The following is a 26,990-nucleotide window of genomic DNA, read 5'->3' as shown; positions in this document are numbered from 1 at the left end:
TTTGGGGAGTGGAATGCAATGAATTTGTTCCGTGAAAGAAACATTGATTATTTAATAATATTTAGTTTTGCAATAGTTGCTTTATTGCTGCTCATTGCTAACCCCGGTTATTTTAATCATGATGAGTTGCAGAAACTTGATCATATAAAGGCGAGCGGGCTTAAAAGTTATCTCGAAACATATGTTGCATTACAGCAAGGAAGCAATTTTGGCGTTCCCGTACGTCCGTTCTCCTTTTTGATTCAGGGACTATTGGCGTTGTTCATGGAACGATTGCCAGTCGTAGTGCATCTATTTGCTGTTCTTACCCACGCGGCGGTTGGCTGTCTTATTTATACTGCATGCAAGCAGTTAAACGTTAAGCGGTCCTTGGCATTAACGATCTCTTTGGTTTTCATCATCAACCCTCTGGGTATATTGGCAACCGGCTGGTCAGCTGCATTGATGGATAGGTGGTATATTTTGTTCGGTATTGCAGCCTTTATCTGCGCTGATCAGTACGTACGCTTGGGAAGCAACTTATTCAGATTGTTATTGGTCTTTCTTTTTTCAGGCCTTTCAATGCTGTCTAAAGAAACGGCGGTTATCCTACCTGCTTTAATGTGTATTATCATTCTGGCAGACCCGCAGGTCATCAAAACAAAACGGTTTTGGCAAGCGGCTATTGTTTGGTGTTTGCCAGTTTTGTTGTTCATGCTCTATCGATTGCCGGCGCTGATTGCATCGTTCGGTAGTCCTGATGTTAGTGCTTATAAAGCATCTATACATAACGTGCCTGAGGGCGTTTTTGTATATTTGGCTTACCCGTTTCTTATTCTGACTGGTGAAGCAGGAAATTGGGTTTTTGTATCAACGGTTAATATGTGTGCGGCAATTGCTCTACACGCGCTTGTGTGCCTGGCGCTTGTGCGTGTTTACGGATTGAAAGCTTTTTTCATATATGTGTGTGGTTATTTTTTATTCCTCGCACCTGTTCTTCTAATTCCAATCAAGGCTGCCCATTATCTTTATGGCTCATCAATAATTTTAAGCGTTGCTGTGGGAATTCTTATTATTCAGAACTGGAAAGAGTATCCAATTCCAAAATTAATAGGACTAAGCGCACTTGCAGTTCTTTTTAGTCATACTCTCTTTAATCAAGCATTTGTGTATTCCATTGGCCAGTGTATGAACACTGCTCAAATTTCGACTGAGTCCGCGTATGCATCGAGTAATCGACCTGCTCATGTTGATTTTCAAGCGGACGCCGGTGCTCCAGAGCACGTGCTTTATAGAATGGTGACCGGAAGGAATCGCATTGGTGATAGTTCCGCGTTGGAACTCAGTGTATCGAAGTCAGGCGCAGAGCTTCCAGACAATACTTTGGGTTTAAGAATGAATTCTCATTGCGTTGTATATTCCCCAGGTAAGTAGAGAATTACTTATAGAGGGTTGGCTAAAGTTAGCCCTTTGGAAAACGCTTATACAATTTGTTGGAACACTTATGTTAAACCGGTCCCTCATTTAGGGCCGGTTTGAATTGCAGGTGATGTGCATGCGTTACAGTCGTCTGGTTGCGTCTTGGTCAAGTGTATTCATACTCAGCGTAACGCTATGGGCATTAATTTGGTGGTTAGATCGTATTTCGCTTGGATTGGAGCCTGGCGTATACTTGGTTACTTGGGGAAGTGTCGGTAACTTCCTGCCTTTTTTTATAATTTTCATATTTTTTTTGTTATTAATTAATAGATTAATTGCTTCGTTTTTGATCGCGCTGGCCTCGGGTGCTTTGTTCTATTTTGCAAGTTTCAAAAAGAATGAATATCTTGGTCGGCCCTTGTCGAGTGAAGATTTTCTTTTTGTTCGATATTTGGATCGTGGGGCGATTGACTTATTCAAAAGTTACGTCGATGTAAAATGGCTAGCGTTGTCGATTGCGATGGCGCTTATATTGGCATTTGTATTTATTTTTGTTGAAGGTAGAGTGTTTAGAAAGAGATCCAAGGCAAGGCTTTTAGCCTCGTGTATTTTTACCGGGTTGTTGGCTATTGCGGGTTATTTTGGTTCTGCTGATAAACTTTACGATTTCAGACTGATGCGCTTTTCGTGGAACGATCAAACCAGTGTTTTGCACGCAGGTGTGATTAGCAAGATTATTTATAATTTTATTAAAGATAAGGCTGCCAACGATGAACCAGTGAATTATCGGGATGTTGATTATATCGTTGACAAATATGGTTCGGATCAAGGTGTATCTGCTTCTGTTTCCGACCAAGAGAATATGCCCGATATTATTATCGTACAGAGTGAAGCATTTTCCGATCCGACTCTTTTTAAGGGGGCGGATGAACTGCGCGCTGCCGTGCCTGTTTACGCTGCCGCGGTTGAACAAGGGAGGGCAGGCTATATGAAGGTTCCTACGTTCGGTGGTGGCACTATACGGACGGAATATGAAGTTCTTTCAGGCTGCCCTTTATTGGCTTATCCAAAAATCGAGTTTCCTTACATGCAACTCGATTCTACTGATGTTGACGGACTCGCAGCTCAGGCAAAAAAATCGGGTTATTCTACACTCGCGATTCACGGTAACACCGGCAGTTTTTGGAACAGGACCGAGTTTTTCAAGAAAGCACATTTCGATAAATTTCTAACTATCACCGATTTTTTGGAAGATTCGAAAAAAAACGGTTTCTTTATGTCGGATCAGAGTTTGACAGATTTGATTATTCATCAGTTTGATAATCATAACGAAAGGAAATTTGTTTTCGCTGTGAGCATAGAAGCGCATGGTCCTTATTCTTCAAAAGACTCCACCTTAGATAAGTATGGCAATAGCGGTATTCTTCGATCGTTAAGTCCAGAAGCACAATCTGAGTTACAGACCTATTTGGGGCACATACATAACGCAGATGCACAATTGGGTAGGCTTCATGATTATCTAGAGAAACGAAATAAGCCTTATATACTGGCTTTTTATGGTGATCATCTCCCTTCATTTGTTTCTGTATACAACGAACTATCGTTCAAGAATGGTCTTCCTGCAAAGTCACAACAGGTTCCATGGGTGGTATTCACAAATGTACCTGGTGAAGCTTTCAATATTCAGACTTCTTGGGCCCTTGGCGCAGCTGTATTTAATAGGGCTGGAATAAGGTCGTCTCAATATTTAAATTTACTGAATGCTTTTGCACGGACGGAAGGGGGCAGTGCTTCAGAATCTGAACTTCAGGCATTGCATTCAGTGGTTAGATTGCAAGTGCAGGGAAAGTTTTCCGAATATATTAACCAAAGAGTATTGGGTAAGTGAAACTCAAACTTATTTTACTTGTATTTTTGATTTTTGTGGCTTGTTACAAGTTTGCAGGTCGGGATGTAAATTTTGATGTGCAACCGCATCGTTTTGACTCATGCGCCCAACCCGCTAATATTTCAGAGTTAAGCTGGGCTATTACTAAACCGGGCGTGACGTCTGTAGCTGTCTATGTGACGAAAGTCGGGGAGCCAGAGACGTTGTGGAGTTCTGGACCACTTATTGGAACGCTTAAAACGGGTGCATGGGTATCTGATGGGCTAACGTTTGTACTGAGGGATCAGAATAATAATTTCTTGGCTAGACGAACCGTAGATACCACGCGCTGCGTGGGCGCTGAATTCGGCGAATGATGAGAGTCATGATGGGTTAACGCAGGGGATATACAGCCTGCTAGATCATTTCGAATAACTCTGCAGCGTCGAACCTTGCATCCCAGTCATTCGCAACTCTGAACACTTCAGATTCTGCAGCGGTGGTTGTGTAATTTAGTGCGGATGAAATTGCTTCATTCATTTCAAGTCTGTGATCGCAGAGGTATACACCTTTTTCACTGCAATGCTGGTTCATTTCACCAAAGCGAGTTGAGATTATCGGCAAACCTAACGCTTTGTATTCATAATATTTTATAGGGTCAACGGAGGCAGTTAACTCATTTCGTAAGAAAGGAATTATTGCAATGTCAAATGACAGCATTCTTACCAAAGCATCTTGATGGCTGCAAGGAGCGAAAATTTTCAGGTTCTCAGGGAGTCTTATGCTTGAACGGTTAAATACCGGTCCTATAACATGAACTAAATCATTTGGGCGCGATTCAGCAAGATCAATAACCCACTGCCAGTCAAACCAAGCGCCGATTGTGCCTAAGTAGCCGAATACCTTGGGCGAGACTGTACTCATTGTGCTCAACTTCGCCGGCAATAAAGATGAGTCAAGTCCATTAGGTACTAACTTTACATTGTTATGTTGTTTGCTCCACTTTGTTTTTAACTGCGTCGAAGATGCCATGACGACATCAGCAGCCTTTGCTATCCGCAACTCACGACGAGCCATAGCTGATCTTGAGAGCCCCTTGAAAAAAGTCGGGAAGTCATCCATTGCATCGTAAACTGATTTGCAGTTCTTAAGTTCTTTGAGGATTTGCAGTGCTAGTACGGTGGGTTTGCCAACAACCAGCAAAGTTTCTTGCTGGTTAGAAAATTTTTTTATTTCTTGTATAAGTTCGGACCAATATAGCGTTCTGTTGAGCAGTCCAGATGCCGGAAGTGGTTCTAACGGTAGCGCTCGAGGTTTGAGCACGCTTAACCAAGGCTCTGAATGCTCGCCGTCAATTTTGTCGTTTACCCCTATTTTTTTGAAGTCGGCCAAACAGGGGAAACGACTTGGATAAGGTTCAACCCACAAAACATCGCCGCCGGTTTTCTTGTGAAACCAGCGGGCGAATTTTTGCGGTCTTTGCGCGAAACTAGTCCAGGCAACCGGTGATAGGTAAACCAGCCTTGTCAAGCGCAGAACTCTTTGAGAACTTCAACGATACGCTGAGCGCCCTTACCATCACCGTAAGGCGAAACGCCCCGTGCCATTGCCTTGTAGGCTTGAGGGTCGTCTAGCAACGTTTGGGCTTCAGTTAGAATAAGATCGTAATTTGGGCCTACGAGTTTTACTACGCCCATATCAACTGCTTCTGGTCGCTCAGTCTCGTCGCGAAGTACAAGTACCGGAATTCCCAGTGCTGGCGCCTCTTCCTGTACGCCACCGGAGTCACTGATAATCAGGTAGGATTTTTTCATTGCGGCAATGAATGGCGAGTAGTCCAGTGGGTCGCACAGAATAATGTTCGACACCTCCGATAGCATCTCGTAGGCGATGTCTTTCACATTTGGATTAGGGTGAACTGGATACAAAATCTGCACATCCTGATTTCGCTCGGCGAGTGTTTTCAGGGCACGGCAAATATTTTTGAAAGGGGCGCCAAAATTTTCACGACGGTGCGAAGTCACCAGTATCAAGCGTTTGCTGTCGTCAAGTTCGATTCCCAGGGTGAGATCTTTTGCAGCTGTCATTAACAATGCGTCGATGACGGTGTTACCCGTCACGGTAATATCCTGATTAGCGATACCTTCACGCAGCAGATTGTCTTTTGAACTTTGGGTCGGGGCGAAATGCCATTTTGTTAACCGGCCCGCCAATACACGATTGGCTTCTTCAGGAAACGGGTTCTGCATATCCCACGTGCGGAGGCCAGCCTCCACGTGACCAAACGGTATACGGCGATAGAAGCAAGCGAGAGACATCGCGAAAACAGTCGTCGTATCACCTTGGGCGAGAACAACGTCAGGTTTTTCTTCAAGTAATACCTTATCCAACTCCAACAGCAACCTGGCCGTCAACTCCGTCAGCGTCTGGTTAGGCTTCATGATGTTCAGATCAATGTCGGGAACGATCCCGAAGAAATTCATCACTTGATCGAGCATGTGACGATGCTGTGCTGTTGCCAGTACCCGAACTTCGGCCCAAGACTGTTCCTTGAGGGCGAGGATCACGGGTGCCATCTTGATCGCTTCTGGCCGGGTACCAACAGTGCACATAATTTTCATACAAACGTTCCTATGTAAATTTTATTAAATGACGAGCCATCTTGCTCGACGCATTGAATATCGAGTTAGCTGTTAGTTTCGTCATTTTTGTATGCGTGTGGAGTCCAAGTGCCCCACTTTGCTTCATATGTAGCTTTATTTTGATCAAACAACGCCTGACGATCGGCACTTTTAAGCTTATTGAAAGAAGCTGAAAGGTGGTGATGGATAAATACGTCTTCAGCACAAGCGATCGTTAAGCCAAGTTGTTCGATTCGACGGCAATAGTCGTCATCTTCAAAAAAGCCTCGCCCGAACGCTTCATCCAGTGGCCCTACATCCTCATAAACTTTGCGTGGAAACATGACACAGAAAAATGCGACCGTTTGAATGGGCTGTAGTTTTCCGATGTGGCTAAGTGTGTATTTAGCGGCTTCGACCTGCATTTCTTCCATGTTTTGGTAGGCAATCTGGATTTTTGCTTCATTGCCTATGTTGTTGGTAACTGGACCAACAATACCGACTGATTTGTTACGCTCCAGGTGGCGGTACATTGTACGAATCCAGCCCGGGGTGACAAATGTATCGTTGTTCAGAAGAACGAGGAACTCACCGTCAGCAATGGCCAAGCCTTGGTTATTCGCTGCGGCGAAACCGCGATTATCATCGTTCAGAATGATTTTACGATTTTCACCCTGAGACACCCAGTCCGTGAGTAGAGCGGGGGTTCCGTCAGCGGAAGCATTGTCGACGACAATGATCTGAAGATTTTCGTGGTTGGAGTACTCGACGATACTGGCCAAGCAGGCTTTGGTGAGTTCGATGTTGTTGTACGTCACTACAACCACGCTCACTCGGGGCACGCACCGTTCTTGCTCAATGCGCTTGATCATCTGTACCGCGCGATGTCCCCATGTCTGATTTCTGGCAAATGCCTGGCGCGCAGGAATGCGCTCGGATGCATTTGGTGTCTCCAGCTCTTCACTGATTGCACGAATGAAATCCTCAGTGGTCGGGCACGCATGCACCAGATTTTCGAATTGTTTTATCTCTGGCAAATCCACGGATACCACTGGTTTTCCGGCGCTAAGATACTCATAGACCTTGACTGGGTTGGTTGCAAGAGTCAGAGGAATCACTTGAAAAGGAAGTAAGCAGACGTCAAAGGCGTGAACGTATTTTGGTAATTCGCCGTAAGGCATTTCACCTGTAAATATCACGTTATCCAGATGAGCAAGTTTCTCGCGAGCGCCAACAGTATCGGCACCAATCATCAGAATGCAATGTTGTGGAAACGCCTTGGCGACGTTCTCCATCAGCGTTACGTCGAACCATTCGGCAATTGCACCGTAATAACCGATGATCTTACGTTGCTGCGGATCGGTGTAAACGTTGCCGGGGCGGTTGGCAAAGTGGTCGTATTCTCCGGCGTTTCGGATCAGGACCCTGTTGTGTGTGTGTTTTGAAACAATTTCATCAAGCCACGTAGAGGTTGTAATCGTAATGTCTGCGTTGCGCATCAAAGCGCGTTCAATAGACAACACTTCTTCGGATACATTACCAAACCCTTCGTGGTGATCCATGCAGTCATAAACTACTTCGCTATCAGGAAGCATGTTGCAGGTTTCGTACCAGAACGGATGTTGAATCATTGAAACGATTTGGCGGGTACCTGCCCAGTTCAGTACCTGTCCGATCGAACCTCTGAGTTGCTCTGAAATGTCGAAACTTGGCGCGGTGGTGTAAATTACCGGAGAGCCCTTAGCGTAAAGATTGATTTGGAACAGGCGGCCGTGCGTATCCAGTTGCTCAACATGGAAGCCAGGTCTCGGGTCGTCAATCAAATTTACGGAAACATAAAAGACCCTGCGACCTGCGCTTGCCAGTGCTTGAGCCAGTTGTTGTGGTCGTTGATGACGGAAGTGCCAGTCAATTACCCCCCAAAATATATAGTCGGCAAGACCTTCCTGTTGCGGAGCAGGACGCAGGGAGGGGAGCTCAAATAAATTAACGCTCATCAGCTGCGTTTTTACGGCGGAAATCGGAGCTTCAACAATCGTGGAGTATGATTGACGAACGGTCTTTTTCACTGCTGTCGAAAGCGGAAGCCTGTGGTAGACACCACGCAGTTTGTTTTTTAACGAGCGTTTGTCTCCTGCAGTTATACCGTGGCGCGCGATGCGCATGGCGAGCCGCAGGGGCTTGGTCAGTATCCAGGACTTACTTTCGATGACCTTCGTATATTGAGCCTCAATAATATGAAGGTGTTCAACCTCGCTATTCAGCTGCTTGGCATCGGCGTGGAGCTGCTCAACAGTATTGTTAAGCTGTTCAACTTGGTTATGCAGTTGTTCAGCTTCACTGTGAAGCTGTTCAGCTTTGCTATTAAGCTGGTCGACTACGAGGTTGTGAGCTTCGGCAGTGATGCGCTGTGTTTCTTCGCTTGCTTTCAATGCTGCTTGCGTTTCCGCGTGTATTAGGAGCAGCTCTGTCTGGCGTGCCTCAAGGCTTTCGCGAACTTTTTCAAATTCGTCGTATTGTGTTTTCAGTAGTTGGCGGTGCAGGTCCATCTTGTCCCTTAACTGGCTGTTTGGTTCGATATTCAAATTTTGTAGGTAAAGCTTCGTAGCTTCGTGGTTGTCCAAGTTTGAGTAGACGAGAAGTATTTGCTCGCCTGGCCAATAATTCGGCTGATCCTGGGAGGTATCTGTAACACTGCTATGTGTCAGTGCCCATGTCCCGAAGCTGGCAGGTATGTTATCGAAGTCAAACGAATAAAAGTGCTCGTCGATCAGGTCTTTCTCTCTGAACGGTAGCAGGAGAGCGATGAATTTTTTCGCCTTTGTGCGCACCTTGTCCAGTACGTCCCATGGTTCAGCGAAATGCTCGAGCGTGTTGGATGAAAACAACACATCCCATGCAGGGCTGGAGCTTTCCCCGAGGAAGTCGTCACAGATAAACAGATGTTTGGGGTAAGCAGCGCGTGCTTTGGCGATTGCCTCGGGAGAGAAATCGACGCCAACGAGTTCTGGTAATTGTAATCGGTTGGCGAGGTTTTGTGTTCCGTCTCCTTGCGCGCAGCCCCAATCGCACATCGTGAGCTGTTGATCTTTTATCTGGTGTGTCAGCCAAGCCGGAAAACCGTTGACGGCAACTTCGCTGAAAAAAATGCTTTGCTCGCGGCCAAAATTTTCTTCCCAGTCATTTGAGAACCGATAGTCCCAGTAAGTCTTGGAGTTAACTTCACCAGCCGGCTTTTTATCATCTGTCGTTTTTTTCATGGTGTAAGTGTTCCTGTTCTCACGGAATCATTTGAAATGACCATCGAGATTCTCGGCATGAATTGACCGGAAGCGTTACCTATAAATGAAGAAGAAAAGTACTGTGCCCCTTCCACGTACTCATAATAATGAATCGCTGCTGATGATCGGTTTTCAATGGCTGCAACCAGAAGATAGTCACCGGAGCACAAGTAATTATCAACTTCAAAGCAAACTTCCTGAGTGTCACCATTATCAGCGGTGAAACTTAGTTTTTGATTCCAGGTGCTGCCAACGATAAGATCGCTACCTGCGAGATTTTTAAATGAGAACGAAACAGACAGTCCCTCAATGGTATTTAACGATTGAGTTTTAAATTTTATCTTGATGATCATCTTTTCGTGATCAGTGTAAAGATTCTTTTGGATACCTTCAGCATCGTAAACGCCAGCGCTCTGGATAATTCCAATGTGCGAACCCCATTGATTGATTGGTTGAAGAACCTCTCGCTTTTGGGGCTTGGCTTCGGGTGCAGAAATGTCAGGGGCTTTCTCGGGCTTGCGGTCGAAAAGATGTTCGGTGTATTGCGCGGTAACAGGAAATACTTCACCGATGGCCCGAACAGTTCCTTTATCAAGCCACAGAGCACGGTCACATAGAGTCCGGACAGCTGCAACATCGTGCGATACGAATAAAATGCTGACGCCGGACTCCTTCATCTGCTTAATGCGATCCAGGCATTTCGCCTGGAAGCGCGCATCGCCCACAGAAAGGGCTTCGTCAACTACTAAAATACTTGGTTTGGTATGCACGGCGACTGAAAACGCGAGGCGCACATACATCCCGGAGGAATAGGTTTTTACTGGCTGATCGATGAACTCGCCGATCTCTGCAAAAGCTTCTATGTCAGCGTATGCCGCTTCAATTTCCGCAAGCGTTAACCCTAGAATAGCGGCATTGAGATAAACGTTTTCCTTTCCGGTAAATTCGGGGTTGAAACCGGCACCAAGCTCAAGCAGCGCAGCGATACGTCCGCGTACGTGGATCTCGCCGCCACTCGGATTCAACGTGCCGCAGAGCATTTGTAATAGCGTGGATTTTCCGGAGCCGTTGCTTCCAATTATACCTACCGTTTCGCCGGCTCTAACTTTGAATGAAGCATTTTTAAGAGCCCAGAATTCGTTGAAGTACTTTCGCTTTCCACGGAAGAGCATTTGTAGCAACCGCTGGTGCGGCTTGTTATACACTTCATAACACTTGCTCAGATTTTCGACGCTGATTACCGGATCAGAGTACATCGGCAAACCCCTTGCGCGTTTTTTGAAACCAGGCAAAACCACACCAAGCGACGACTCCGCCGATCACTAGCATTATGCTCCAAGTCAGAAGGTCTGGTACTTGACCGAAAATGAGCACGTTACGACTTTGCTCAATAATGTACGCCAGCGGGTTGATGCGTATCCAGACCTGATATTTCTCTGGAAGCGCTGTAACAGGAAAAAACACAGCGGACATAAATAACATGACTGTCGTAAACATTACTGTTATTTGCGTAATGTCCCGAAGGTAAACGCCAAGCGAAGCAAAAAGCCAACTAAGTCCCATGATACTCAGGAACAGTGGGAGTAAGACAAAGGGGAGTAGTATCGCTGTCCATGGAATGCTGTGTTTGAACACAAGCTGGGCCAGTAATAATACTACTAGACTGATCGCGGCGTGAAACAGCGCCGACATAAAAGCGACCCATGCAAGCACCTCGACCGGAAAAACTACCTTTTTTACGTAACTGACGTTTGAAGTTATTAGTCCGGGAGCTTTGTTTATGCACTCTGCAAATAAGCCATGGATGAGTAGTCCTACGAATAGAATGATTGCAAAGTCAGTTTTGCTTTCGTCGGCAGATACACCCCAGCGTGCTTTGAATACGACCGAAAATACGAAGGTGTATATGACAAGCATTAAAATCGGGTTGAAAAAAGACCATGATAGACCCAGCGTCGAACCGCGGTAGCGTCCGAGGACTTCGCGTTTGCTCAATTGCATTATCAAACGCTTGTTGCACCAAAAACTATTTATCATTTCTAACGGGCTAGCTGAATAATTTTTCATCAGTGTTTGACTCGATTTCTAATGCAGAGGCTTTGCGGCATTCAATTTTGGCAGTGATGAAATGCTACCCGTTTGTTGAGCAAGTCGGAAAAAGCTCAAATTGTTGGTACGAATCCATGCGTATATTGCCTTGAAAAAAGGAGCGACAGGTCGCTCAAGGGCTCGCCCGGTTCGGTGAGCTCAGGGTTACGTTCGAGACGCGCATGGTATCGTATCGGGCTATGGAATTTCACCCTGTAATCGCCGTTTTTGATGTATTTAAAGTAGGCTCGGAACCCCCACGAGAATTCGGCGCTCAAGCCGGTCGGGCGTAGATAAACGCGGGCCATGGGAGAACGATGTCCTGTAATTTCGACGAAGGGTAGGCGTTTTGAGTGGGCTGGCAGTAGGCCGTATTAAAGGAAGCAGTGCTATGGACGAAAAAATTCGATGAGTTTTTGAGTTTTTTCCCAACCTTTCGTAAGGTTTTGAAGGCTCTGGCTACATATTTTTGCCCGACGCTCACACATTTTAAAGTCGGAAGCTCTGGAAGTGACGCTGGCATATTGCCTTCTTCCAGGTGTCGCTGGGGGGGCTCCCCCCTCGAAGCCCAGTCGCCGCTCTTCGCGAGCCGCGTGGGGTACTTATTTCGTGTAATACTACATTTGATTTTGCAAAGAAAAATTCGATGAGGTGAGGGGGAGCGCCAGATTTATGGATAAATTCAGGGTTTTCTTGCTGAGTCTGCCTCGACGGCAAAAACGGCTGCTGCAAGTGACGACGGACTGCTTGCTTGTTTGGTTAGCGCTGTGGCTCGCCTTTATCGTCCGCCTCGGCATAGACGATATGTACAATCCTTTTCGGGTTCACTTTTGGCTATTTCTCTGCGCTCCCTTGGTCGCCATTCCGTTGTTTATACGATTTGGCATGTACCGGGCGGTAATGCGTTATTTCGGTAATGATGCGCTAGTTGTCATCATTAAGGCGGTGAGTCTTTCGTCTTTGATTCTGGCATTGGTGGTCTATTGGTACAGCAACCATGAAGCGGTGATTCCGCGTTCCATTATCTTCAATTACTGGTGGCTGAGCCTCGTGATTATCGGCGGATTACGCTTGTGTATGCGTCAATATTTCATGGGTGACTGGTTCATTGCTGCCCAGCACGTACCCTTTACCAGTCGGGATGACGGCCTCACCAAGGTCGCAGTTTACGGAGCCGGTGTTGCGGGTAATCAACTGGTTGCTGCGCTTCGAATGGGGCGCACCATGCGCCCGGTGGCCTTTGTTGATGATGATGCCAGTATCGCCGAGCGTTCTATTTCCGGGCTTCAGGTCTACAAGCCCAGACACATCCAGCAGATGATCGACGTGACCGGGGCTGAGGAAATACTTCTGGCGCTGCCGTCTTCTACCCGCGCTAGACGTCGCGAAATCCTTAATTTATTGGAGGGGTTTCCCCTTCATGTCCGAAGCGTACCTAATTTTACAGACCTGGCCAGTGGGCGAGTTAAAGTCGATGATATACAGGAAGTTGATATCGCCGATCTTCTCGGGCGAGATGCGGTTCCAGCGCAGCCTGACCTTTTAGCGCGCTGCATTACGGGAAAAACTGTCATGGTCACGGGCGCAGGGGGGTCCATAGGATCCGAACTGTGCCGTCAGATTTTTTCACTCAGCCCGACCACGCTGTTGTTGTTTGAACACAGTGAGTTCAATTTATACAGTATTCTTTCTGAACTTGAGCAGCGTGGATGTCGGGAAGCTGTCGCCGTGCAAGTGTTGCCGATTCTTGGCTCAATCCGCCATGTAGAAAAGTTGCACGACATCATGCAAACGTGGAAGGTTGATACTGTCTATCATGCGGCAGCCTATAAACATGTACCCATGGTTGAGCACAATATCGCTGAGGGCGTTCTTAATAATGTCATCGGCACGCTCAATACAGCACAAGCGGCATTGCAGTCAGGTGTTTCTAACTTTGTTCTTATCTCGACCGACAAAGCCGTCAGGCCAACCAATGTAATGGGAAGCACTAAGCGGCTTGCAGAGTTGACTTTACAAGCGCTCAGCAGGGAAATTGCTCCGGTCATGTTCGGCGATAAGGCGAATGTCTCACAGGTCAACAAAACCCGCTTCACAATGGTGCGTTTCGGCAATGTGCTAGGCTCGTCCGGCTCGGTGATTCCGTTATTTCACAGTCAGATCAAGTCTGGTGGGCCACTGACAGTTACACACCCGAAAATCACTCGTTACTTCATGACTATTCCAGAGGCCGCGCAACTGGTTATTCAGGCCGGTTCAATGGGGCAAGGTGGCGACGTCTTCGTACTGGACATGGGCGAGCCGGTCAAAATTGTCGAACTGGCCGAGAAAATGATTCACCTGTCCGGCTTGAGTATTCGCTCTGATCGTAATCCGCATGGTGACATTTCTATTGATTTCACCGGATTGCGCCCTGGCGAAAAACTCTACGAGGAGCTTTTGATTGGCGATAACGTCGCAGCGACTTCGCACCCGATGATCATGACGGCCAGCGAAGATCATCTGCCCTGGGATGTTTTGAAGGGGCGCTTGAGCGAGCTGTTGGTTGCTGTCGAGAAGGATGATTACACCCGCGTCCGCCAACTCCTGCGAGAAACCGTCTCCGGCTACACCCCCGACGGCGAGATCGTCGACTGGATCTACCAGCAACGCCGCCTCGAGCCCTGATTGTTTCACATCCAGTAACGTACACACTTTTGACTTGTGCCCACCATGACCTAGGGTTGAGAAGCAGCTTGGGAAAAGCTGCTTCTCAATTCGATGTCATGGAGCTTCAACTATGCGTACCAGTTACTTCTATTCTTTGATTTTTGCTCTGTTTGCCAGCGTCTCGATCGCCGCCGCAGCGGCGCCAGCGACGATCTCAGAGACTTCAAAGGCGCCTCTCGTCATCGAGACGGCAGCGATCCCAGAGCATTCGAAACTTGATCTAAATGACGCGGATGCGGCGACCCTGCAGAAGGAACTGTCGGGTGTCGGGGCAGCCAAGGCTAAAGCGATTGTTGCGTATCGTGAAACAAATGGCCCGTTCGCATCGGTGGATGAATTGCTGGAAGTGAAGGGCATCGGTAAAGCGATACTTGATCGTAATCGTGAAAAGCTGGAAGTGAACTAAGCTGATTGTTCAACGCCAAGGGGCCGGTCATTGACCGGCCTTTCTGTTTTCTGGCGGGCAGACCCAGTAGGGGATTTCGCGAGCGTTCGTCGGACAGCTAAAAATTACGGCTATCATATTGCGTTTAAATTATGCCTATAATAATTTCGCGATCAATGATCGAAACCCATTTTCCTTTTGTGAATTTCAGGAGCACCGTCATGAATGCTGTTAAGCCCCAAGGTACCGCTCTCGTCACCGGCGCATCGTCAGGCATTGGTGCGATTTACGCAGAAAGGTTGGCTACCCGCGGGTTCGATTTGCTGCTGGTGGCGCGTGACAAGGAGCGTCTGGAAACCACCGCGAGCCATTTGCGCGAGGCCCACGGCATTCAGGTTGAAGTGCTTAAAGCGGATCTGACGCAAAAGGATGATGTGCTCAAACTCGAGCAACGTCTTCGCAGCGACTCAAGCATCAGCCTGTTGGTGAACAATGCCGGGGTTGCCGCTGATGGTCTGTTGGCCAATGCCGATATGGATAAGCTCGAGCGTCTGATTCAGCTTAACGTCACCACGGTGACTCGTTTGGCTTCGGCTGCGGCAGCGAGTTTTGCCAAAGCCGGACGCGGCACGATTATTAATATCGCCTCAGTAGTGGCGCTGTTCCCCGAGCGTTTCAACGCCACGTACAGTGCGAGCAAGGCTTATGTGTTGAGCCTGACTCAATCGCTGCATGCTGAACTCGACGGCACGGGCGTCAAGATTCAAGCCGTGCTGCCTGGCGTGACCCGAACCGAAATCTGGGAACGCTCCGGCATCGATGCCAGTGGCATTCCTGCAGAAATGGTCATGGAAGCGGGCGAGATGGTCGATGCTGCACTGGCCGGTCTGGATCAGGGCGAATTGATCACCATTCCTTCCCTGCCTGATGCTGGCGAATGGCAAGCGTTTGTTGCGGCCCGGCATGTCATGGCGCCGAACCTGTCCCGCAGTGCTGCTGCCAGTCGTTATAAGTAAGTCCCTTGCAAGTTGGTCAGAGGAAAGCGCGGTATGAATCAGCGTCGAATTGTAGTTACCGGGATGGGTCTGGTTTCGCCTTTGGGCAGTGATGTCGAAGTCGTTTGGCAGCGGTTACTGGGCGCGCGATCTGGTTTGCGCACTCTACCGGAAGCGGTGAGCGCTGATTTGCCCACCTGGGTCGGCGGCATAGTGCCAACGCTGGCGGAGGACGCCGAAGGCGGTTTCGATCCCGATCGCGCCACGCCGCCGAAAGAACAGAAGAAGATGGATCGCTTCATTCTGTTCGCCATGGAGGCGGCGCGGCAGGCGTTGGAGCAGGCAGGATGGCATCCGACCGACGCTGCGGGTCAGGAGCGTACGGCGACGATCATCGGTTCCGGCGTAGGTGGCTTCGGTGCGATCGCCGATGCAGTACGCACCACGGACAGCCGTGGCCCGCGACGTTTGTCGCCGTTCACCATTCCGTCATTCCTGGTGAATCTGGCCGCTGGTCATGTATCGATCCAGCATGGTTTGAAAGGCCCGTTGGGTGCACCGGTAACGGCATGTGCTGCTGGCGTTCAGGCAATCGGCGATGCGGCGCGCATGGTTCGTGCGGGCGAAGCGGACATTGCTGTGTGCGGCGGTGCGGAGGCGGCGATTGATCGGGTCAGCCTTGCTGGTTTTGCGGCAGCCCGAGCCCTGTCCAGCGGTTACAACGACACGCCGGAACGTGCCTCGCGTCCATTCGACAGTGGTCGTGACGGTTTTGTGATGGGCGAGGGCGCCGGGCTGCTGGTCATTGAGTCACTGGAGCATGCGCTTGCGCGCGGGGCAAAACCGCTGGCCGAATTGGTCGGTTACGGTACCAGCGCTGACGCTTATCACCTGACTGCCGGGCCTGAAGATGGCAGCGGTGCGCGACGGGCGATGGAGCTGGCACTGGCTCAGGCCGGCATTAAAGCTTCTGATGTGCAGCATCTCAACGCCCACGCCACTTCAACGCCGGTCGGGGATCTCGGCGAGTTGGCGGCGATCAAAAGTGTGTTCGGTACAGAAAACAAAATCGCCGTGACTTCGACCAAGTCATCGACCGGGCATTTGCTCGGCGCTGCGGGCGGGTTGGAGGCGATCTTCACGCTGTTGGCGATTCGTGATCAGGTGGTGCCGCCGACGCTCAATTTTGAAAATCCGGATCCTGCGAGTGAAGGCGTGTACATCGTGCACGGCAAGGCGCGTTCGATGCCAATCGAATATGCCTTGTCGAACGGCTTCGGCTTCGGTGGGGTCAATGCCAGCGTGTTGTTCAAACGCTGGAAAGACTAGTCCTGCTGATTTTTCAGATGCGCGCGCGTAACGCCGAGGATGCGCTGGGCCAGCTCCGGATCTTCGACGCTACGCGCAAGTACCAATGCTCCCAACAGAGTGGCCATGATCACGATGCTGCGATCAGCGGCACTCTCGCCACCGAGGGTGTTCTGCACTTGCTCGAGTCGCGCATTAAGCACAGCGTCGGTGGTCGGGCTTGGCTGTCCGCGCAAACCGAGCTCCGAAGACATGGTCGGTAACGGGCAGCCTTCATGGGGCGAGGTGTAGTGCCATTCGGACAGGTAACTGTCGATGAAGGCTTCCAGAGGTTGTTCTTCAGAAAACAACATCGCGCAGTGCGCGTCGAGTTGTGCGCCGGCTTCTTGCAGGGCCTTCTCCACCAATTCGTCCTTGGATTTGAAGTGCGAGTAGAAGCCACCGTGGGTCAACCCCAGTGCCTTCATCAAGGGTTGCAAGCCTGTGGCGCCGATTCCGTCCTTGCGAAATCGTGCCGAGGCCTCCTTGATGATGCGCTGATGGGTCTGGGCTTTATGGTCCTGCGAGTAACGCATCTGAAACTCTCTCCGCAACAATGCCCCCATCTTAACCACACAAAATTAAATGGTGACTGTACTTCTACTTCTAAAAAGCATGCAGATAAGTCCAAAGCGTGTAAAAAACACAAACCCCGCCGATTGGGCGGGGTCTGGTTCAGCGGTCTTGCGCTTCTTTGGCGTCCGCTTCGGCGTTGCGTGCAGCCACGCGTTTGCGTTCTTCATCAGTCAGTTCGACCTTGTTGGCGGTGTCTCGCAACATCATCAAACCGCCAACGATCGAGCCGATTGCAACGACCAGAATCAACCAGGCATACCAGGGCATAACGGCTCTCCTTAATAGCAGATCGATCGACGAGGATTTCGCCGTGCGACGCTGCGTACCACTTTTGAGCGAAGCGACTTCGCAGTGGTTCCATTCTAGGCCTGATATCCCTGCAGCACCTTAATTCCCTGTAGGAGCTGCCGAAGGCTGCGATCTGTTGATCTTGTGTTTTTAACAAGCAAAGTCAAAAGATCGCAGCGTGCCGCAGCTCCTACAGGGGACTTATTGGCCCGTGAGCATGGCGTCGGCCGGCGCATTGGCGCGCAACTGGCCGGTGAGCAGGAAGTAGCCGAAGCCCACGGCCATGAAGCCGAGGAAAATCAGCCCGATCAACGCGTTGAACCACGCCATCGCCACCAGGCACACCACCGCCAAAACCAGCGCGATCATCGGGATCAACGGATAGCACGGCGCGCGGAAAGTACGCTCCAGGTTCGGCTCCGATTTGCGCAGTTTGAACAGGCTGAGCATGCTCATGATGTACATGACGATCGCGCCGAACACCGCCATGGTGATCATCGCGGCGGTGAGGGTCATGCCGCCGAGATTGATCAGGCCGTCGCTGTAGATCGCCGCGATGCCGATGATGCCGCCGACAATGATCGCGCGGTGCGGCGTCTGGAAGCGCGAGAGTTTTGCCAGCGAAGCGGGCAGGTAACCGGCGCGGGCGAGGGCGAAGAACTGCCGCGAGTAGCCAAGGATGATCCCGTGGAAACTCGCCACCAGCCCGAACAGGCCGATCCAGACCAGCATGTGCAGCCAGCCCGAATTGTCGCCGACCACGGTTTTCATGGCTTGCGGCAGTGGGTCGTTGATGTTGGCCAAGGTGCGCCAGTCACCGACGCCGCCGGCAAAGAACATCACGCCCATTGCCAATAAAACCAGAGTGAGAATGCCGCTGATGTAGGCCTTGGGAATCGTGCGTTTCGGATCCTTGGCTTCTTCGGCGGCCATCGCCGCGCCTTCGATGGCGAGGAAAAACCAGATCGCAAACGGAATCGCCGCGAACATCCCGGCAATCGCGGGTGCGCCGAATACGTCGGAACCGGCCCAGCCATTCAGAGCGAAGTTGCTGAAGCTGAAGGCCGGCGCGACCACGCCCATGAACACCAGCAACTCGGCGACGGCCAGCACGCAGACGATCAATTCAAACGTTGCCGCCAGTTTCACCCCGAGAATGTTCAGACCCATAAAGACGATGTACGCGCCGACCGCTGCGTGTTTTGGGTCGAGCCCCGGAAACTGCACATTCAGATAAGCGCCGATGGCCAGCGCAATCGCCGGTGGCGCGAAGACGAATTCGATCAGCGTCGCCAACCCTGCGATCAGCCCACCTTTCTCTCCGAAGGCGCGACGGCTGTAGGCAAACGGCCCGCCAGCATGGGGAATCGCGGTGGTCAGTTCGGTGAAACTGAAGATAAAGCAGGTGTACATGGTCGCGACCATGAACGAAGTCACCAGAAAGCCCAGCGTGCCAGCGACGCCCCAGCCGTAACTCCAGCCGAAATATTCGCCGGAAATCACCAGGCCGACGGCGATGCCCCACAGGTGCAACGTGCCCAGCGTGGGTTTGAGTTGTGTGTTCATGCGCTTGCTCCCTGAACGGTTTGGAAAGCTCGGGGGAGGGCGCGTGCAGTGGGCGTGCCATTGCGGTGAAATAAGTCGTAATAAGTTGAATGGGGTCGTATCGGGGATGGTTGCAGTGAGATAGCTGCATTTTGTGCGCCAGTTGAGTGCGGTGTTGGTTGTGCTGCCGTCTTCGCGAGCAAGCCCGCTCCCACAATTTGGAATGCATTCCCCCTGTGGGAGCGAGCCTGCTCGCGAAGAGGCCGGCCCAGACACCGCAAAACCCAGATGTAACGGCCGCTTAAACCCACTCTTTACGCTTTCTTTATGCCCAGCCAACCCCCTCGGTCTCGTTCCTTTACAGCCTCCTTTCCGACAATCACCCCACACGCGGCAATACGCCGTAACACGGAGATCTTCCATGAGCGTTCTGGACGGGGTGTCACTGCTACTGGCAGTGGGGCTGTTCATTTATTTGTTGGTTGCGCTGTTGCGCGCGGATCGGAACTAGGAGCGGCTATGCACAGTTATGACTATTGGCTGATCCTCGCGTTTTTTGCGTTGGTCTTGCTGCCGGCGCCGTTCCTCGGGCGCTTCTACTACAAAGTGATGGAAGGTCAGCGCACCTGGCTGACGCCGATTCTTGGCCCGGTCGAGCGCGGTTGCTACCGCATCTCCGGTGTCGATCCCGAGGCTGAACAGAGCTGGCAGAAGTACACCCTGGCGCTGCTGGCGTTCAACCTTGCCGGTTTCCTGCTGCTGTTCGCGATTCTGTTGTTCCAGGATCACTTGCCGCTGAACCCACAGAACCTGCCGGGCCAGGAATGGACGCAGGCGTTCAACACCGCGATCAGTTTCATGACCAACACCAACTGGCAGTCCTACAGCGGCGAAGCGACCCTCAGCTACCTGAGCCAGATGGTCGGCCTCACCGTGCAGAACTTCGTCAGCGCCGCCACCGGCCTCGCCGTACTGGTCGCGCTGTGCCGTGGCATCGGTCGCAAATCGACGAAAACCCTCGGCAACTTCTGGGTCGACATGACCCGCGCCACCCTCTATGGCCTGCTACCGCTGTGCCTGCTGCTGGCGTTGTATCTGGTCTGGCAAGGCGTGCCGCAAACCTTCGCGCAGTATGTGCATGCGGTAACGATGCAGGGCGTTGATCAAGTGATTCCGCTCGGCCCTGCGGCCAGCCAGATTGCGATCAAACAACTGGGCACCAACGGTGGCGGCTTCTTCGGCGTCAACTCGGCGCATCCATTCGAGAACCCGACCGCGTGGAGCAATCTGTTCGAAGTCACGTCGATCATTCTGATCCCGGTGGCGCTGGTGTTCACCTTCGGCCATTACGTCAAAGACCTGCGTCAGAGCCGCGCGATCATCGCCTGCATGCTGGCGCTGTTCCTGATCGGCGGCGCGACCTCGTTGTGGGCCGAGTACCAACCGAACCCGACCCTGAACAACGCCGCCGTTGAACAGACCGCGCCGCTGGAAGGCAAGGAAGCACGTTTCGGCACCACCGCCACCGTGCTGTGGTCGGTGACCACCACGGCCGCGTCGAACGGTTCGGTCAACGGCATGCACGACAGCCTCAACCCGCTCAGCGGCATGGTCGCGCTGGTCAACATGATGGTCGGCGAAGTGATCTTCGGCGGCGTCGGTGCCGGACTCTACGGCATGTTGCTCAACGTGCTGATCGCGGTGTTCCTCGCCGGTTTGATGATCGGACGTACCCCGGAATACCTCGGCAAAAAACTCCAGGCGCGGGAAGTGCAATTGCTGGTGGTGACCTTGCTGGTGATGCCGGTCGGCGTGCTGGTGCTCGGTGCGATTGCCGCAGCGGTGCCCAGTGCTGCGGCGACCATCAGCAACCCCGGCCCGCACGGTTTCAGCCAGTTGCTCTACGCCTACACCTCGGCGAGTGCCAACAACGGCTCGGCGTTCGGTGGCCTGAGCGCGAACACGCCGTTCCACAACTTGATGTTGGGTCTGGGCATGTTGATCGGTCGCTTCGGTTACATCCTCCCGGTTCTGGCCTTGGCTGGCAGTCTGGCGATGAAGAAAACCGCACCGATCGGCCAGAACAGCTTCCCGACCCACGGCCCGCTGTTCGTGACCCTGTTGACCGTGACCATTTTGCTGGTGGGCGGCCTGACCTTCTTGCCGACTCTGGCGCTCGGCCCAATCGCCGAACACCTGAGCATGGGCTTCTGAGGACTTATCGATGAATATGCCCGCAATCAAACCCGCTGCCGTCAAGGCGCCGGAACAAGCGAAAACCGCGATCTCGGCCCTGTGGCGGCCGGCGCTGGTGCAAGCTTTCGTCAAGCTCGACCCTCGGCAATTGAAGCGTTCGCCGGTGATGCTGGTGGTCGAACTGACCGCGATTTTCACCACCGTGCTGTGCTTCCTCCCGGATGCCGATGTACCGACCTTCGTCGCCGCACAAATCGCTCTGTGGCTGTGGTTCACCGTGCTGTTCGCCAACTTCGCCGAGGCCTTGGCCGAAGGTCGCGGCAAGGCCCGCGCCGACAGCCTCAAGGCTGGCAGCGAAGGCCTCAGCGCTCGACGCAAACAAGCCAATGGCAGCTTTCAGGTCGTGCCTGCGGCAAGTCTGCGCAAGGGCGATGTGGTGCGCGTCGAAGCCGGGGAAATGATCCCCGGTGACGGCGAAGTCATCGAAGGCATCGCGGCGGTCAACGAAGCGGCGATCACCGGTGAGTCCGCGCCAGTGATTCGCGAGTCCGGTGGCGACCGTTCGGCCGTCACCGGCAACACCCGACTGGTATCCGACTGGTTGCTGGTGAAGATCACCGTCAACCCGGGCGAGTCGACCCTCGATCGCATGATCGCCCTGGTCGAAGGCGCCAAACGCCAGAAAACCCCGAACGAAGTGGCGCTGGATATTCTGCTGATCGGCCTGACGTTGATCTTCCTGTTGGTCGTGGTGACCCTGCAACCGTTCGCCCATTTCGCTAACGGCAGCTTGCCGCTGGTGTTTCTGGTGGCGCTGCTGGTCACACTGATTCCGACCACCATTGGCGGTCTGCTGTCGGCCATCGGTATTGCCGGGATGGATCGTCTGGTGCGCCTCAACGTCATCGCCAAGTCTGGCCGCGCGGTGGAAGCGGCGGGCGACGTGCACGTGCTGCTGCTCGACAAGACCGGCACCATCACTTTCGGTAACCGTCGCTGCAGCGCGGTGTATGCCGCGCCGGGTGTGAATGGTCGTGAGTTGGCCGAGGGCGCGCTGTTCGCCTCGCTGGCCGACGACACCGCTGAAGGCAAGTCGATCGTCGAATACCTGCGCGGTCTGCATCCGCAAGCTGAACCGGCGCCGGAAACGCTGACGGGCGTGCCGTTCAGCGCCGAGACGCGTTTATCCGGCGTCGACTATCAGGGCCGTGTGTATCGCAAAGGCGCGGTGGATTCGCTGCTGAGTTTCCTCGGTCAGAAACGCGCGGATCTGGCCCCGGCGCTGGCGCGAGAAATCGACAAGATCGCGCAGAGCGGTGGCACGCCGTTGCTGGTTTGCGCGGGCGGTAAATTGCTCGGTGCGATCCACCTCAAGGACGTGGTTAAACCAGGGATTCGTGAGCGCTTTGCTGAGCTGCGCAAACTCGGGATTCGCACCGTGATGGTCACCGGCGACAACCCGCTGACCGCTGCGGCGATTGCTGCTGAAGCAGGTGTGGATGATGTGCTCGCCGAAGCCACGCCAGAGAAAAAACTCGCGCGTATTCGTCACGAGCAAAACGACGGTCGTCTGGTTGCGATGTGCGGCGACGGCGCTAACGATGCTCCGGCGCTGGCCCAGGCTGACGTTGGTATGGCGATGAACGACGGCACACAAGCGGCGCGTGAAGCGGCGAACATGGTCGATCTCGACAGCGACCCGACCAAGCTGCTCGACGTGGTGCAGATCGGCAAGGAATTGCTGGTGACCCGTGGTGCGCTGACGACCTTTTCCATCGCCAACGACGTGGCCAAATACTTCGCCATTCTGCCAGCGCTGTTTGCCTCGATTTATCCGCAACTGGGGGTGCTGAACATCATGCAGTTGACCAGCCCGCAGAGCGCGATTCTCTCGGCGATTGTGTTTAACGCATTGATCATCGTTGTGCTGATTCCGCTGGCATTGCGCGGTGTGCGCGTGCAGGCAGCGAGTGCGGCGGCGTTGTTGCGGCGCAATCTGTTGATCTATGGATTGGGCGGGATTCTGGTGCCGTTTGTGGGGATCAAGGCTATCGACATGTTGCTCACGGCGTTGCATTTGGTTTGATTCTTGAAGAGCCCCTCACCCTAGCCCTCTCCCGGAGGGAGAGGGGACTGACCGAGTGGTTTATCAGAGGTACGTCGACCTGAGCTATCGAGTCGAACTCAGGTTTTGAAAAGCACAGCGATCGGCTCCCTTTCCCCTCGCCCCCTTGGGGGAGAGGGCTGGGGTGAGGGGGAAGCGATCCCCCTGACACCCCACAAAAAGTTTGCCCAACGAATTCGAGGATTTTGAAATGTCCACAATGATACGTCCCGCCCTCAGCCTGCTGGTGCTGATGACCCTGGTCACCGGCGTCGCCTACCCGCTGGTGGTCACTGGCATCGCTCAGGTCGCTTTCCCCGAGCAAGCCAACGGCAGCCTCGTCCACGATGCCACCGGCAAAGTCCGCGGCTCGTCCCTGATTGCTCAGGATTTCGTCGGCGACGCCTGGTTCCATCCACGTCCTTCCGCCGGCGCTTTCGCCACCGTGTCCAGCAGCGCCAGCAACCTCGCGCCGAGCAACCCGGCACTCGCCACGCGTGTGATCGACGACGCCAACAAATTGCAGGTGCCAGGCCAGGGCCCGGTGCCGTTGGCGCTGTTGACCACCTCCGGCAGCGGCCTCGATCCGCACTTGCCACCGGCGGCAATTGCCTATCAACTGGCGCGAGTCGCGGCAGCGCGCAACCTGCCGGTAGCGACCGTGCAGCAACTGCTCGATGCGCACATCGAACAGCCGCTGGTGGGGCCGCCGGTGGTCAATGTGCTGGAGCTGAACATGGCACTGGAAAAACTGTAGAGATGATCGTTCCCACGCTCTGCGTGGGAATGCATCAATGGACGCTCCGCGTCCGCTTTGGTGGGACGCAGAGCGTCCCGGGCTGCATTCCCACGCAGAGCGTGGGAACGATCATCAGGAAGAGAGAGCATCAAGCATGAGCGACTCCGGCCGCGCCGACGCACTGTTAGCAGATCTGCCCCGCGATGGCCGGGGCCGGCTCAAGGTTTTCCTCGGCGCCGCCCCCGGTGTCGGCAAAACCTACGCCATGCTCCAGGCCGCGCACACGCAACTGCGCCAAGGCGTAAAAGTACTCGCCGGCGTCGTCGAAACCCATGGCCGTGCCGAAACCGAAGCGCTCCTTGGCGGCTTGCCGCAGCAACCGCTGCTGCGCTCGGAATACCGTGGCGTGATGCTCGAAGAGATGGATCTCGACGGCATCCTCGCGGCCAAACCGAAACTGGTGCTGGTCGATGAACTGGCCCACAGCAACGCCCCCGGCAGTCGCCACGACAAACGCTGGCAAGACATTCAGGAATTGCTCGCCGCCGGTATCGACGTGTTCACCACGGTCAACGTCCAGCACCTCGAAAGTCTTAACGATCAGGTACGCGGCATCACCGGTGTGCAGGTGCGCGAAACCCTGCCGGACTGGGTGCTGCAAGAAGCCTACGAACTGCTGCTGATCGACCTGCCGCCACGCGAATTGCTTGAGCGTCTGCGCGAAGGCAAGGTCTACGTGCCGGAGCAGGCGCGTGCGGCGATCGATGCGTTTTTCACCCAGACCAACCTCACTGCATTGCGCGAACTGGCGATGCAAACCGCCGCCGCGCAAGTCGATAACGATCTTGCGCAAGGTTATCGCCAACTCGGTCAAGCCGCGCCGGCGGTGCGTGGCAGATTGTTGGTCGGAGTCGATGGCGACGCGCAGGCCGAACGCCTTGTGCGCCACGCCAGCCGCGTCGCGCAGCGTCGGCATTTGCCGTGGAGTCTGGTGCACGTCGACAATGGCAGTGTGCGCGACGAGCAATCGCGGCTGCGCCTGCAAAGCGCTCAGCAACTGGCCGAACGCCTCGGCGGTGAAGTGGTTTTGTTGCGCGCCGGTGAGGTGGCGAAAACCCTGATCCAGCATGCCGCCGAACGTCGCGCGAGTCTGGTGCTGGTCGGCCAGTCGCGACCGCGTTTGCGTCGTCGACTGTTCGGTGGCGGTCTCGCAGCGCGTTTGCTGCGCCAGGCCCACGGTCTGGAAATCAACGTCCTCGACAGCGATCACCAACAGCATCAACCGCGCCAACGCAATCCGCTGACGCTGGTGTGGTTCGATTACGCGCTGGCACTGGTCGCCACGCTATTGGCCAGTGCCTTGGCGTGGGCGGTGTCGAGTGTGTTGCCGCTGCCGAACATCTCGCTGGTGTTCCTCGCGGCGGTGTTGCTGGTGGCAGTGCGCAGCAGCCTCGGCCCGGCGCTGGCCTGTGCGGCGCTGTCGTTTCTGACCTACGATTTTTTATTCATTCCGCCGAATTTTTCCTTCAGCATCCAGCGCGAAGAAGACGTGCTGACCCTGCTGTTTTTCCTGTTGATGGCGGCGCTCACCGGCAACCTTGCGGCGCGTCAGCGTCGACAATTGCAGGCGTTGCGCGACACCCAGGAAGAGACCACCGAACTGCTCGATCTGTCGCGCAAACTCACCGCCGCCACCGATCGCCAGGCCGTGGTCAGTGCCGCTGCGCAACACCTCAACGGCTGGAGCGATCTGCAACTGTGCCTGCTCAATCGTGACGATCAGGGCGGCTGGAAAGTCGAGACCGGCGGGCCGCTGCAATTCACTGAATCCGAACGCGCCGCCGCCGATTGGGCCTGGCAACACGATCAACCGGCGGGCATGGGCACCGGCACGTTGCCGCTCGGGCGTTGGTGGTGGTGGCCATTGTCGGTCGAGGATGGCCCGCTGGCGCTGCTCGGCGTTTGCGCCAAAGAAAGCCAGACCTTGAGCGGCCAGCGCCGACGTCTGCTGACCGCGTTGAGCCAGCCGCTGGCGCAGGCACTGGCCCGCGCGCAACTGGCCGACGATCTCGAAGCCGCACGCCTGCATGGCGAAACCGAGCAATTGCGCAGTGCGCTGCTGGCCTCGGTTTCACATGATTTGCGCACACCGTTGACCGCCATGCGCGGCAGCATCGACAGCCTGTTGGCGCTCGGCGAAGCGATCCCGTTGGAGGATCGCCGCGAGCTGCTCGAAGGCACTCGTGATGAAGCCGAACGCCTCGACCGCTATATCCAGAATCTGCTCGACATGACCCGCCTCGGCCACGGCGCGTTGAAGCTGGCGCGGGACTGGGTGTCGCCGGCGGACATCGTCGGCAGTTCGCTCAATCGTCTACGCGCGGTGCTGGCGCCGTTGCAGGTCAGCACCGAGGTGCCGGCGGAGTTGCCGTTGCTGTTCGTGCATGCAGCGCTGATCGAACAGGCGCTGGTCAACGTGATGGAAAACGCCGCACGGTTTTCGCCAAATCACGGTCGTCTGGAATTACGCGCCGGCGCCGATGACAGGGAGATTTTCTTCTCGGTCAGTGACGAAGGCCCGGGGATTCCCGAAGACGAGCGCGCGAAGATTTTCGACATGTTCTACACCGCCGCTCGCGGTGATCGCGGCGGGCAGGGCACCGGTCTCGGGCTGGCAATCTGTCAGGGCATGGTCGGTGCGCATGGCGGACGCATCACCGTCGCTGACGGCATCGAAGGGCGCGGCACCTGCATCACCCTGCACTTGCCGTTGCAGGCGCAACCGGGGATGGACAATGAAGCCTGATGCCGACTGCGCTACTCTCTTGCCCATCTTTTCTGTTGATGTGAA

At 53.5% G+C, this 26,990-nt stretch carries 20 protein-coding genes; 12 read left to right on the top strand and 8 right to left on the bottom strand.

Features of this window, described 5'->3' with window-relative positions; translation table 11 throughout:
• The first annotated feature begins 18 nt into the window (after positions 1-18).
• From ACIP1X_RS10745 to ACIP1X_RS10735, 3 genes are all read left to right on the top strand, one after another.
• The gene (locus ACIP1X_RS10745) at positions 19-1,413 is read left to right on the top strand and encodes a hypothetical protein (protein WP_332540805.1); all 1,395 of its coding nucleotides are present in this window, start codon (positions 19-21) and stop codon (positions 1,411-1,413) included.
• Positions 1,414-1,534: 121 nt separating this feature from the next.
• Positions 1,535-3,286, top strand: coding sequence for an LTA synthase family protein (locus ACIP1X_RS10740; protein ID WP_400751807.1), 1,752 nt, complete (start codon positions 1,535-1,537; stop codon positions 3,284-3,286).
• Positions 3,283-3,642 (top strand): hypothetical protein, encoded by a 360-nt coding sequence (locus ACIP1X_RS10735; RefSeq protein ID WP_400751804.1) that lies wholly within the window; start codon positions 3,283-3,285, stop codon positions 3,640-3,642. Before ACIP1X_RS10740 ends, ACIP1X_RS10735 begins: the two co-directional genes overlap by 4 nt.
• 40 nt (positions 3,643-3,682) lie before the next feature.
• Here the strand turns inward: ACIP1X_RS10735 and ACIP1X_RS10730 are convergent, their stop codons facing one another.
• The 5 genes from ACIP1X_RS10730 to ACIP1X_RS10710 form a co-directional block, all read right to left on the bottom strand.
• Entirely contained in the window at positions 3,683-4,795 is a 1,113-nt protein-coding gene (locus tag ACIP1X_RS10730; RefSeq protein ID WP_400751801.1) for a glycosyl transferase, read from the bottom strand.
• Positions 4,792-5,886 carry a non-hydrolyzing UDP-N-acetylglucosamine 2-epimerase gene (gene wecB / locus ACIP1X_RS10725; RefSeq protein WP_400751798.1) on the bottom strand — a complete coding sequence of 365 codons (1,095 nt, stop codon included), beginning with the start codon at positions 5,884-5,886 and terminating at the stop codon, positions 4,792-4,794. Before wecB ends, ACIP1X_RS10730 begins: the two co-directional genes overlap by 4 nt.
• Before the next feature lie 65 nt (positions 5,887-5,951).
• The gene (locus ACIP1X_RS10720) at positions 5,952-9,146 is read right to left on the bottom strand and encodes a glycosyltransferase (RefSeq protein WP_400751795.1); all 3,195 of its coding nucleotides are present in this window, start codon (positions 9,144-9,146) and stop codon (positions 5,952-5,954) included.
• Complete coding sequence (locus tag ACIP1X_RS10715) at positions 9,143-10,423, bottom strand: ABC transporter ATP-binding protein (protein WP_400751792.1); 1,281 nt, start codon at positions 10,421-10,423, stop codon at positions 9,143-9,145. Before ACIP1X_RS10715 ends, ACIP1X_RS10720 begins: the two co-directional genes overlap by 4 nt.
• Complete coding sequence (locus ACIP1X_RS10710; protein WP_400751789.1) at positions 10,413-11,234, bottom strand: ABC transporter permease; 822 nt, start codon at positions 11,232-11,234, stop codon at positions 10,413-10,415. Before ACIP1X_RS10710 ends, ACIP1X_RS10715 begins: the two co-directional genes overlap by 11 nt.
• 693 nt (positions 11,235-11,927) lie before the next feature.
• On the opposite strand from ACIP1X_RS10710, the gene ACIP1X_RS10705 reads away from it, so the two are divergent.
• From ACIP1X_RS10705 to fabF, 4 genes are all read left to right on the top strand, one after another.
• Positions 11,928-13,922 carry a polysaccharide biosynthesis protein gene (locus ACIP1X_RS10705; protein WP_400751787.1) on the top strand — a complete coding sequence of 665 codons (1,995 nt, stop codon included), beginning with the start codon at positions 11,928-11,930 and terminating at the stop codon, positions 13,920-13,922.
• Between the two features lie 112 nt (positions 13,923-14,034).
• Positions 14,035-14,370, top strand: a complete 336-nt coding sequence (locus ACIP1X_RS10700) for a ComEA family DNA-binding protein (protein WP_400751784.1) — start codon at positions 14,035-14,037, stop codon at positions 14,368-14,370.
• Positions 14,371-14,570: 200 nt separating this feature from the next.
• The gene (locus tag ACIP1X_RS10695; protein ID WP_400751782.1) at positions 14,571-15,365 is read left to right on the top strand and encodes an SDR family NAD(P)-dependent oxidoreductase; all 795 of its coding nucleotides are present in this window, start codon (positions 14,571-14,573) and stop codon (positions 15,363-15,365) included.
• Between the two features lie 33 nt (positions 15,366-15,398).
• Positions 15,399-16,673, top strand: a complete 1,275-nt coding sequence (fabF, locus tag ACIP1X_RS10690; protein WP_400751780.1) for a beta-ketoacyl-ACP synthase II — start codon at positions 15,399-15,401, stop codon at positions 16,671-16,673.
• Here fabF and ACIP1X_RS10685 read toward each other — a convergent pair.
• The 3 genes from ACIP1X_RS10685 to eat all read right to left on the bottom strand — a co-directional run bounded on the left by ACIP1X_RS10685 (position 16,670) and on the right by eat (position 19,121).
• The gene (locus ACIP1X_RS10685) at positions 16,670-17,227 is read right to left on the bottom strand and encodes a TetR/AcrR family transcriptional regulator (protein ID WP_212543728.1); all 558 of its coding nucleotides are present in this window, start codon (positions 17,225-17,227) and stop codon (positions 16,670-16,672) included. The genes fabF and ACIP1X_RS10685 overlap by 4 nt on opposite strands.
• 139 nt (positions 17,228-17,366) lie before the next feature.
• A complete protein-coding gene (locus ACIP1X_RS10680) occupies positions 17,367-17,534 on the bottom strand; it encodes a DUF2897 family protein (RefSeq protein WP_080896048.1) in 168 nt (55 codons plus the stop codon).
• A 222-nt stretch (positions 17,535-17,756) separates the two neighbouring features.
• A complete protein-coding gene (gene eat / locus ACIP1X_RS10675; protein WP_400751777.1) occupies positions 17,757-19,121 on the bottom strand; it encodes an ethanolamine permease in 1,365 nt (454 codons plus the stop codon).
• Between the two features lie 400 nt (positions 19,122-19,521).
• Here eat and kdpF point away from each other — a divergent pair, with 400 nt between their 5' ends.
• The 5 genes from kdpF to ACIP1X_RS10650 all read left to right on the top strand — a co-directional run bounded on the left by kdpF (position 19,522) and on the right by ACIP1X_RS10650 (position 26,945).
• The gene (kdpF, locus tag ACIP1X_RS10670) at positions 19,522-19,611 is read left to right on the top strand and encodes a K(+)-transporting ATPase subunit F (protein WP_007899818.1); all 90 of its coding nucleotides are present in this window, start codon (positions 19,522-19,524) and stop codon (positions 19,609-19,611) included.
• 8 nt (positions 19,612-19,619) lie between these two features.
• Entirely contained in the window at positions 19,620-21,314 is a 1,695-nt protein-coding gene (gene kdpA, locus ACIP1X_RS10665; protein ID WP_159811558.1) for a potassium-transporting ATPase subunit KdpA, read from the top strand.
• A 10-nt stretch (positions 21,315-21,324) separates the two neighbouring features.
• Positions 21,325-23,382 (top strand): potassium-transporting ATPase subunit KdpB, encoded by a 2,058-nt coding sequence (gene kdpB / locus ACIP1X_RS10660; RefSeq protein ID WP_400751773.1) that lies wholly within the window; start codon positions 21,325-21,327, stop codon positions 23,380-23,382.
• A 229-nt stretch (positions 23,383-23,611) separates the two neighbouring features.
• Positions 23,612-24,157, top strand: coding sequence for a potassium-transporting ATPase subunit KdpC (kdpC, locus tag ACIP1X_RS10655; RefSeq protein WP_159811560.1), 546 nt, complete (start codon positions 23,612-23,614; stop codon positions 24,155-24,157).
• Positions 24,158-24,293: 136 nt separating this feature from the next.
• Positions 24,294-26,945 carry a DUF4118 domain-containing protein gene (locus ACIP1X_RS10650; protein WP_400751770.1) on the top strand — a complete coding sequence of 884 codons (2,652 nt, stop codon included), beginning with the start codon at positions 24,294-24,296 and terminating at the stop codon, positions 26,943-26,945.
• The last annotated feature ends 45 nt before the right edge of the window (positions 26,946-26,990 follow it).

Source organism: Pseudomonas sp. NPDC088885, assembly GCF_044750025.1.
GTDB lineage: Bacteria > Pseudomonadota > Gammaproteobacteria > Pseudomonadales > Pseudomonadaceae > Aquipseudomonas > Aquipseudomonas rustica.
The sequence above is the reverse complement of the archived record's forward strand: the minus strand, read 5'-3'. Positions and strand labels throughout refer to the sequence as shown.

What these genes read in the sequence shown, in the direction of transcription:
- ACIP1X_RS10745 (WP_332540805.1), top strand. Translation starts at nt 19, where the DNA reads ATGAATTTGTTCCGTGAAAGAAACATTGATTATTTAATAATATTTAGT.
- ACIP1X_RS10740 (WP_400751807.1), top strand. Translation starts at nt 1,535, where the DNA reads ATGCGTTACAGTCGTCTGGTTGCGTCTTGGTCAAGTGTATTCATACTC.
- wecB (WP_400751798.1), bottom strand. Translation starts at nt 5,886, where the DNA reads ATGAAAATTATGTGCACTGTTGGTACCCGGCCAGAAGCGATCAAGATG.
- ACIP1X_RS10720 (WP_400751795.1), bottom strand. Translation starts at nt 9,146, where the DNA reads ATGAAAAAAACGACAGATGATAAAAAGCCGGCTGGTGAAGTTAACTCC.
- ACIP1X_RS10715 (WP_400751792.1), bottom strand. Translation starts at nt 10,423, where the DNA reads ATGTACTCTGATCCGGTAATCAGCGTCGAAAATCTGAGCAAGTGTTAT.
- ACIP1X_RS10710 (WP_400751789.1), bottom strand. Translation starts at nt 11,234, where the DNA reads ATGAAAAATTATTCAGCTAGCCCGTTAGAAATGATAAATAGTTTTTGG.
- ACIP1X_RS10705 (WP_400751787.1), top strand. Translation starts at nt 11,928, where the DNA reads ATGGATAAATTCAGGGTTTTCTTGCTGAGTCTGCCTCGACGGCAAAAA.
- ACIP1X_RS10700 (WP_400751784.1), top strand. Translation starts at nt 14,035, where the DNA reads ATGCGTACCAGTTACTTCTATTCTTTGATTTTTGCTCTGTTTGCCAGC.
- ACIP1X_RS10695 (WP_400751782.1), top strand. Translation starts at nt 14,571, where the DNA reads ATGAATGCTGTTAAGCCCCAAGGTACCGCTCTCGTCACCGGCGCATCG.
- fabF (WP_400751780.1), top strand. Translation starts at nt 15,399, where the DNA reads ATGAATCAGCGTCGAATTGTAGTTACCGGGATGGGTCTGGTTTCGCCT.
- ACIP1X_RS10685 (WP_212543728.1), bottom strand. Translation starts at nt 17,227, where the DNA reads ATGCGTTACTCGCAGGACCATAAAGCCCAGACCCATCAGCGCATCATC.
- ACIP1X_RS10680 (WP_080896048.1), bottom strand. Translation starts at nt 17,534, where the DNA reads ATGCCCTGGTATGCCTGGTTGATTCTGGTCGTTGCAATCGGCTCGATC.
- eat (WP_400751777.1), bottom strand. Translation starts at nt 19,121, where the DNA reads ATGAACACACAACTCAAACCCACGCTGGGCACGTTGCACCTGTGGGGC.
- kdpF (WP_007899818.1), top strand. Translation starts at nt 19,522, where the DNA reads ATGAGCGTTCTGGACGGGGTGTCACTGCTACTGGCAGTGGGGCTGTTC.
- kdpA (WP_159811558.1), top strand. Translation starts at nt 19,620, where the DNA reads ATGCACAGTTATGACTATTGGCTGATCCTCGCGTTTTTTGCGTTGGTC.
- kdpB (WP_400751773.1), top strand. Translation starts at nt 21,325, where the DNA reads ATGAATATGCCCGCAATCAAACCCGCTGCCGTCAAGGCGCCGGAACAA.
- kdpC (WP_159811560.1), top strand. Translation starts at nt 23,612, where the DNA reads ATGTCCACAATGATACGTCCCGCCCTCAGCCTGCTGGTGCTGATGACC.
- ACIP1X_RS10650 (WP_400751770.1), top strand. Translation starts at nt 24,294, where the DNA reads ATGAGCGACTCCGGCCGCGCCGACGCACTGTTAGCAGATCTGCCCCGC.